The organism is Streptomyces sp. MnatMP-M17, assembly GCF_900091995.1.
Lineage (GTDB): Bacteria > Actinomycetota > Actinomycetes > Streptomycetales > Streptomycetaceae > Streptomyces.
In genome coordinates this window covers 1-8,179 of sequence record NZ_FMDK01000473.1, presented here as the reverse complement: position 1 = coordinate 8,179, position 8,179 = coordinate 1, and the positions used below count along the sequence as shown (strand labels likewise).

Sequence of the window (8,179 nt, the reverse complement as noted above, 5' to 3'; positions counted from 1 at the left end):
GTCCGCCGCCCGGCCCGCTCCAGCCGCGCGGTCAGCTCCGGCAGCAGCGCGTCCTCGACCTCGCCCATAAACGCGAGCGTGAAGTGCCACCCCTCCCGCCCGGTCCACCGCAACCTCTCGGCACCGGGCATCGCCCTGAGCCGGTCGCGGACGGGATCCAGCTCCTTCCGGGCCTCGGCGGGTGGCAGCACGGCGGCGAAGAGTCTCATGCGGACAAGTCTTCCCACGGCGCGAGCCCGTACGTAACCCGATCACCGTGCGTATCGTTGTACCGGGCGCTGCCGCACCCCGCGGCGGCGAGGAGGAGCGCCACGATGACCGTCATTGACACCGACAGGATCGCCATGGCCGACGAGAGCAACGAGCTGACTCTGGACAAGATGTTCGAGCTGCTCGAAGACATGCCCGTCCCCGAGGGATACAAGGTCGAGATCGTCGGGGGGGCTGTCTATATGTCGCCGCAGCGCCAGGTTCACTGGGAAATCATCCTGGGTTTCGTCGAGCAGCTCAGGGCCAAATACCCTCGGGCGCGGTTGGCGTCCGATGTACGCATTGATTTCCCGGGGCACCTCAACGGATTCTGCTCCGACGTCGCAGCCATGGCGGATGATGCCGTGAAGGACTCCAGTGGGCGCTGGCGTCATGAGGACATCGAGTTCGTCGCCGAAGTAATCTCGAAGAGTACCGCTGTCAACGACTACGGCCCGAAGAAGGACGTCTACGCGGCAGCCGGTGTACCCGTCTATGTGATCGCCGATCCCTATATCGGCAGGTGCCATGTCTACACCCAGCCGAAGGATGGGGAGTACATCAGCGACCTGACCATCGCGTTCGGCGTGGAAATCGATCTCACGGCCACTGCGGTAGGCCTGACATTGAAGACCGACGACTTCCCCCGCGGCTGACCCCTTTCACAGCCGTGGCCCGGAACGGTAGTTGCCGTTCCGGGCCACCGAACGTTACGCCGCCGTCGCCAGCTCCCGTTCCCTCGGTATGAACTCCACGCGCGGGCGGCCTCCGCGGAGGTCGAATCTCACGCGTACGCCCGCCACCCGGACCAGGACCAGGCCGATCGCCGCCGCCGCGAGGAGGGAGACCGCGCCGCCCGTGGCGAAGCCGACCCGGGGGCCGTAGGTGTCGGTGACCCAGCCGAGGAGCGGGCCGCCGACCGGCGTGCCGCCGACGAAGACCATCATGTAGAGGCTCATGACCCGGCCCCGCATCTCCGGGTCCGAGGCCATCTGGACGGTCGTGTTGGCGCTTATGTTCGTCGTCAGTCCGATCACGCCGAGCGGTACGAGCAGCAGCGAGAACAGCCAGACGGACGGCGACAGCGAGATCGCGATCTCCAGCAGCCCGAAGCCCATCGCCGTGAGCAGGAGCAGTCTCAGCCGGCTGGAGCGGCGGCGGGCGGAGAGCAGGGCGCCGGTCAGTGAGCCGGCCGCGAGCAGGATGTTGAAGTACGCGTACATCCCGGCGCCGCCGTCGAAGACGCCGTGTGCGAAGGCCGTCAGCCAGATCGGGAAGTTGAAGCCGAACGTGCCAATGAAGCCGACAAGGACGATCGGCCAGATCAGCTCCGGCCGCCCGCGCACATAGCGCAGTCCCTCTCTCAGCTGGCCCTTACCGCGCGGCACACGGACCGACTTGTGGAGTTCGTGCTGGCGCATCAGCAGCAGACCGGTCAGCGGCGCCAGGAAGGACAGACCGTTCAGCATGAAGGCCCAGCCGCTGCCGACCGTGGTGATCAGCACGCCGGCCACGGCAGGGCCGATGAGCCGCGCGGACTGGAAGTTGGCGGAGTTCAGACTGACCGCGTTGCGCAACTGGTCAGGGCCCACCATCTCGGAGACGAAGGACTGCCGGGCCGGATTGTCGACGACGGTCACCATGCCGAGCAGGAACGCGATCAGATAGACGTGCCAGACATGGACCTGTCCCGACAGGGTCAGAACGGCCAGCAGGACGCCCAGCACACCCATCGCGGCCTGGGTGAAGAGCAGCAGCAGCCGCTTGGGATAGCGGTCGGCGACGACACCGCCGTACAGCCCGAAGAGCAGCATCGGCAGAAACTGGAGGGCCGTGGTGATACCGACGGCCGCCGAGGAGCCAGTGAGGCTGAGTACCAGCCAGTCCTGGGTCACCCGGGACATCCATGTACCGGTGTTGGAGACGACGGCACCCGTCGCGAACAGCCGGTAGTTACGGATCTTCAGCGACGAGAAGGTCCCGCCGCCGGTCTTGCTGTGGTGCGGAGAGGTGCTGCCGTCCGAGATCGCGGTGTCGTCCGGTGTCGTTACCTCGTCCGGTGTCGTTACCTCGTCCGGTGTCGTTACCTCGTGCGGTGTCGTTACCTCGTGCGGTGTCGTGCTGTCACTCCCGGTCGTGCTGTCGTGGGTGGATTTCGGTGCGGGGGCGGATTCTGCTCCGGATCCCGTACTCAAAGTGGGTTCGCCTCCTTACAGCGCGCGGATCACAGGTGGGCGAGCTTCTCCAGTACGGGGGCGGCAGCGCGCAGCTTCGCCCACTCGTCCTCGTCCAGGCCCTCGGCGAGGGACGCCAGCCAGACATTGCGCCTGCGGCGGCTCTCTTCGAGCATCGCCTCGGCCTCCTCGGTCTGGCTGACCACCTTCTGCCGACGGTCGTCGGGATGCGGCTCCAGCCTGACCAGGCCCTTCGCCTCCAGCAGCGCCACGATGCGGGTCATCGACGGCGGCTGGACATGCTCCTTGCGTGCCAGCTCGCCCGGAGTGGCTGAGCCACAGCGGGCCAGCGTGCCCAGCACCGACATCTCGGTCGGGCTGAGCGACTCGTCCACACGTTGGTGCTTCAGTCGCCGGCCCAGCCGCATGACGGCGGAGCGGAGTGCGTTCACGGCGGCGTCGTTCTCGATCGCGTCGTCACCGTGGGACAGGTCAGGCATGTTTGTTAGCATAACTCATTACCCAACCTAAATACCACCCGGTTTCCTCCGCGTTTCGTCCGCGCGCCGCCGATCCATGGGCCGGCCGACGGGCCACCCAGTGGGCCGCCCGGTGAGCCACCCGGCGCCCATGGGTCTACCGCGCGGATCAATCGCCGGACCAGCGCTTATCACTCATACGAGTGAGTTCGCACCGGAAAGCGATATGACCGGGCGCGCCCGCGCACGACCCTGGTCCGCATGGGATCGACAGTGCTCAGCCTGCGGATAGACGGTGAGCTGCTCGACCGGCTGCGGGAGCGCGCCGCCAGGCGAGGGATGAGCGTCCAGGATTATGTGGCCGGGACGCTCATCCGCGACGACTTCGACGAACGCTTCAGGGCGGCCGTCGACGAGACGGAGAAGTTCTACGGCGGGACCGAGGCGAAGCTCCGCCCGGAAGGCGCCGCATAGGCGCCGCATAGACTGAGTGCCATGACCGGTTCTTCGACGGCAACTCCCCGGCGTGCGGCGCCCGAGCCTCTGGAGGGGCCGGTCGTCGGCACCATCACGGGCGGCACGATCATCTGGTTCGTCCTCTTCCTCGTACAGCTCCCGTTCTACGGCTGGTACAGCGACCACGGGCACGCGTGGTGGATCTGGACGTGTCTGGCCGGTGGCGGGCTCGGGCTGATCGGGATCTGGTACGTACGCGGACGGGACGCGGCGCTCAAGCGCGCGGCAGCCGCGCGCGAGGCCGAACAGGCCGGAGAAGCCGGCAAGGACTCGGGTTCCGGTGATCGCTCCGGACCGACGGCCTGACCGCCCGCCTGGACGAACAGATCACTCCGGGCCGTCGGTCTCACCGACTGCGCCGCGCCACCACGCGCCCCCCCGTATACGCCCCGCCCACGCCCCTGACGTGACCCTGACCAAAGCCTGACGTCCGCCCTCCCTCATGTACTGCCACAGGACCATCCCACTCGTTCCTCAGTCGTCCCTGGGGCGGATCTCCGGGCCCTCGGCGGGTGAACGCGCCTCACCGGTCGTACCGTCGGAACCATGACGCAGCGGGCGAAGATCGACACCGACGGCCCCGAGCCCCATGGCCCCGAGCCGCACGGCCGCGGATCTCACGGCCCCACCATCGACGCGGGCGCCGAGCTCGATCCCGTACATCCCATGAAGCTCCCGCGGCCCTCCGGCCGCCACACCGGGCTGACCGCCGCCGAGGTCGCGCAGCATGTCGCGCGCGGTGAGGTCAACGACGTACCCGTCCGCAGCAGCCGCTCCGCCGTCGAGATCGTTCGCGCCAACGTCTTCACCCGCTTCAACGCGGTCATCGGCGTGCTCTGGGTGATCATGTCCTTCGTCGCACCGATCCAGGACACGCTCTTCGGCTATGTGATCCTCGCCAACACCGGCATCGGCATCATCCAGGAGCTGCGCGCCAAGAGAACGCTGGACGGACTGGCCGTCATCGGCGAGGCGAAACCGACCGTACGGCGCGACGGCGTCGCCGCCGAGATCTCCACCGCGCAGATCGTCCTCGGCGATCTCATCGAGCTGGGCCCCGGCGACAAGGTCGTCGTCGACGGCGAGGTGGTCGAGGCCGACAGCCTCGAAGTGGACGAGTCGCTGCTCACCGGCGAGGCCGATCCCGTACTGAAACGTCCCGGCGACTCCGTCATGTCCGGCAGCTTCGTGGTCGTCGGCGGCGGCGCGTTCCGTGCGACCAAGGTCGGGCGGGACGCCTATGCCGCGCAGCTCGCCGAGGAGGCGTCCCGTTTCACGCTCGTGGACTCCGAGCTGCGCAACGGCATCAGCACCATCCTCAAATATGTGACCTGGATGATGGTCCCGACGGCCCTCGGGCTCATCGTCAGCCAGCTCGTCGTCAAGCAGAGCAACTTCAAGGACTCCATCGCCAGAACCGTCGGCGGTATCGTCCCGATGATCCCCGAGGGCCTGGTGCTGCTGACCTCCGTCGCCTTCGCGATCGGTGTCATCCGGCTCGCCCGTAAGCAGTGCCTCGTCCAGGAGCTGCCCGCGATCGAGGGCCTCGCGCGCGTCGATGTCGTCTGTCTCGACAAGACCGGCACGCTGACCGAGGGCGGTATGAACGTCAGCGAGCTGCGCGTGCTGGGCGGCGCCGACGAGACGTACGTACGGAAGGTGCTCGGCGCGATCGGCGCGTCCGATCCGCGCCCCAACGCCAGTCTTCAGGCGGTCGTGGACGCGTTCGGTGACGAGCGCGGCGAGTGGCCCGTGGCGGCGGCGCTGCCCTTCTCCTCCGTACGGAAGTACAGCGGCGCGGCCTTCAGCGAGGCCGACGGCTCCGACGCGCCCTCGTCAGGGTGGCTGCTCGGCGCGCCGGACGTACTGCTTCCGCACGACGATCCGGCGCTCGCCGAGATCGATCACCTCAATGAACAGGGCCTGCGGGTCCTGCTGCTGGCCCGCGCCTCAGGCGCGCTGGAAGCGCCGGAGACGGTGGCCGGCGCCGAAGCGACCGCGATCCTCGTGCTGGAGCAGCGGCTGCGGCCGGACGCCGCCGACACCCTCGACTACTTCGCCCAGCAGAACGTGGACGCCAAGGTCATCTCCGGCGACAACGCGGTCTCGGTGGCCGCAGTGGCCGGAAAGCTCGGTCTCGCGGGCGCGGAACGTACGGTCGACGCCCGGCTGCTGCCCACCGCACGGGAGGAAATGGCGGAGGCCATCGACGCCGCCACGGTCTTCGGCCGGGTCACTCCGCGGCAGAAGCGCGACATGGTCGGCGCCCTCCAGTCGCGCGGGCACACGGTCGCGATGACCGGCGACGGGGTCAATGACGTCCTGGCGCTGAAGGACGCGGACATCGGAGTCTCGATGGGCTCGGGCTCGGAGGCGACCCGGGCCGTGGCCCAGATCGTGCTGCTGAACAACAGCTTCTCGACACTGCCGTCGGTGGTGGCGGAGGGCCGGCGGGTCATCGGCAACATCACACGGGTGGCGACCCTCTTTCTGACGAAGACGGTCTACTCGGTGCTGCTGGCGATCCTGGTGGCCTGTTTCCAGGTGGAGTATCCGTTCCTGCCACGGCATCTCACACTGCTGTCGACGCTGACGATCGGCGTACCGGCGTTCTTCCTCGCGCTGGCGCCGAACACGGAACGGGCGCAGCCGAACTTCGTACGGCGGGTGATGCGGTACTCGATCCCGTCGGGCATCATCGCCGGAATCGCCACATTCATCGCCTATATGGTGGCCCGGCACTACTACACGGGCCCCGACGCCCTCAACGCCGAGACCAGTGCGGCCACTCTCACGCTCTTCCTGGTCTCCATGTGGGTACTGGCGATCGTGGCGCGCCCGTACACCTGGTGGCGGATCGGGCTGGTGGCGGCGATGGGACTGGCGTTCCTGGTGGTACTGGCCGTACCGACGCTCCAGCACTTCTTCGCGCTGAAGCTGGTGGGTACGACGATGCCGTGGCTGGCGGTCGGCATCGCGGTGGTGGCGTCGGCGGCGCTGGAGTTCTGCTGGCGATGGGTGAGCCGAAGATTCCCGGCGTAGGCACGAGCGCGGGCGCGCTCGGGACGGCGAAGGGGCCCGGCGACTGCCGGGCCCCTTCCGAATCTTCTGTGCCGCGGGTACGGAACTGCCGACTACTTCACGTCGATGTAGTCGCCCGCGACGGCGACCGGCGCGGTCGAGGCGATACCCAGGTAGTTCCAGCGGTAGTAGCCGTCCTCCGACGCCTTGACGGTGGTCTTCAGCGCACCGGTGGAGGAGGACTTCACGCCCTTGACGTTGGTGTAGGCGGTGCTGCTCTTCTTACGGAACTGGAGCACCACCGACTGGGTGCCGAAGCCCACGTACTTGTTCTTGTCCCAGTCCGCACGGGTCAGGCTGCCCGTGATGGTGATGGTGCCGCCCTTCTTGACGGGCTCCGGCGCGGCGTTGACCGTCAGCTTGGACTGACGCTGGATCTTGACCGTGCTGTACGCGTCCTTCTGGATGTACTCCCCGTCGTACGCCAGCGCGAAGGCGCCGACCTTCCAGGTGCGGGCGTCCGTGTTGATCAGTTCCTTCGAGTCGACCGTCACGGTGAGCGTGCAGGTCGAGGTGGTGGCGCCGGCCGGCCTGCAGGTGGCGGCTTCCTCGTTCTGGTAGAAGGCGTAGCCGCTGCCGTCCTCGATGGCGTCACCGAACCAGAGGATCGTCGAGGCGTCGACGATGCCCGAGTCGTCGGACGCGGTGATGGCGACGGTGACCTTCTGGGCGTTGGTGCTGCCGACCACGATGGGCTTGCCGCCGTTCACGACGATCTTGCCGAGCGTGGGGGCGACGGCCGCCGCCTTGGCCAGGGCACGCTGTCCGGCCTGCGGCGCGGCGGTGCGCTCCCGCGCCGAGAAACCGTACTTCCCGGGCGTGGGCGCGTCCCTGTGACCGTCGGCGGCCTGGGACGCCGGCACGGCGAGCGCGGACAGAGCCAGGGCGCCGGATACGGCGGCAACAGTGGCACGAATACGCATGTGTTCCCCAAGTCTGGTTCATTCGGGCCTGTTGACCCGGGGAAACAGACCTGGGGAGAGAGTGAAAAGTTGTACGAGAATAGGAAATCTTTGCGAAGATCGACCGGCCGGACCCTGGCCGAACCGACGAACCGGACGCGGCCTGAGGTCCTGGCCGAACCGCACGCGGCCTAGTCGAACCACCTGTCCCGCGCCAGTTCCTCCGTCCGGGACGGGTCCTCCAGCAGCGCCGCCACCTCGAAGCGCCGTGGCCACTGGCCCGCCGCCCAGGCGAGTCCCGCCGCCACGCCCTCCAGCGTCGCCGCGTGCACCACCCCGTCCGGTGTCCGGCGCCAGTCCAACTCGACGCCGCCCGCGAGCAGTTCCTCGTGCTCCACGTACACCTCGGGCGTGCCCGCGCCGAGCAGGACATGGACCGGCTCCGGGACCGTGTGCTCCTCGCCCTCCGTGGTCACCTCCGCCACGACCGCCTCGCTCAGCCGCCGTACCTGGAGCAGCTCGGCCAGCTCCGCGAAGCGCGTCGGTGACACCGGCAGCAGCGGCAGCCCGCCCGTCAGCGGCAGCAGATCGGGAGCGTCCGCGACCACCGCCTCCGCCGCGTCGACCACGCGTACCTCGCCGTCCACGACGGCCCGCAGCTCGTCCGGGAGCGTCACCTGTTCCGGATCGAGATCGGCGAGGGCCGTGTAGAGGGCGTGCAACTGCTGCGGTGTGACCTCGCGGTCCGGATCGGCGAGCCGGCCGAGCAGCTCCGCCG

Annotated in this window: 8 protein-coding genes and 1 pseudogene; 4 read left to right on the top strand and 5 right to left on the bottom strand. The window is 68.3% G+C overall.

The genetic code is table 11. From position 1 onward, the window contains the following. The coding region (locus GA0115259_RS21290; protein WP_272921167.1) for a 2'-5' RNA ligase family protein at positions 1 to 209 on the bottom strand (209 nt) is incomplete at its 3' end. 105 nt (positions 210 to 314) lie between these two features. Between GA0115259_RS21290 and GA0115259_RS21285 the strand changes: the two genes are divergently transcribed. Next, the gene (locus tag GA0115259_RS21285; RefSeq protein ID WP_093599585.1) at positions 315 to 905 is read left to right on the top strand and encodes a Uma2 family endonuclease; all 591 of its coding nucleotides are present in this window, start codon (positions 315 to 317) and stop codon (positions 903 to 905) included. Between the two features lie 54 nt (positions 906 to 959). Here GA0115259_RS21285 and GA0115259_RS21280 read toward each other — a convergent pair whose 3' ends face one another. Together GA0115259_RS21280 and GA0115259_RS21275 are read right to left on the bottom strand one after the other, a co-directional pair. Next, positions 960 to 2,276, bottom strand: coding sequence for an MFS transporter (locus tag GA0115259_RS21280; RefSeq protein ID WP_093599588.1), 1,317 nt, complete (start codon positions 2,274 to 2,276; stop codon positions 960 to 962). Positions 2,277 to 2,473: 197 nt separating this feature from the next. Beyond that, on the bottom strand, positions 2,474 to 2,923 hold the full coding sequence (locus GA0115259_RS21275) for a MarR family winged helix-turn-helix transcriptional regulator (protein WP_093599582.1): 450 nt from the start codon (positions 2,921 to 2,923) through the stop codon (positions 2,474 to 2,476). A gap of 240 nt (positions 2,924 to 3,163) precedes the next feature. Here GA0115259_RS21275 and GA0115259_RS21270 point away from each other — a divergent pair, with 240 nt between their 5' ends. The 3 genes from GA0115259_RS21270 (at position 3,164) to GA0115259_RS21260 (ending at position 6,460) form a co-directional block, all read left to right on the top strand. Beyond that, complete coding sequence (locus GA0115259_RS21270) at positions 3,164 to 3,376, top strand: ribbon-helix-helix protein, CopG family (protein ID WP_093599579.1); 213 nt, start codon at positions 3,164 to 3,166, stop codon at positions 3,374 to 3,376. Positions 3,377 to 3,397: 21 nt separating this feature from the next. Then, a complete protein-coding gene (locus tag GA0115259_RS21265) occupies positions 3,398 to 3,724 on the top strand; it encodes a DUF2530 domain-containing protein (RefSeq protein ID WP_093599576.1) in 327 nt (108 codons plus the stop codon). Between the two features lie 240 nt (positions 3,725 to 3,964). Further along, positions 3,965 to 6,460, top strand: a complete 2,496-nt coding sequence (locus tag GA0115259_RS21260) for a cation-translocating P-type ATPase (protein WP_093599573.1) — start codon at positions 3,965 to 3,967, stop codon at positions 6,458 to 6,460. 92 nt (positions 6,461 to 6,552) lie between these two features. Here GA0115259_RS21260 and GA0115259_RS21255 read toward each other — a convergent pair whose 3' ends face one another. After that, on the bottom strand, positions 6,553 to 7,422 hold the full coding sequence (locus GA0115259_RS21255; RefSeq protein ID WP_093599570.1) for a DUF5707 domain-containing protein: 870 nt from the start codon (positions 7,420 to 7,422) through the stop codon (positions 6,553 to 6,555). Positions 7,423 to 7,592: 170 nt separating this feature from the next. Further along, positions 7,593 to 8,179 (bottom strand): annotated as a pseudogene (locus GA0115259_RS21250) (molecular chaperone Hsp90); the annotation flags it as partial.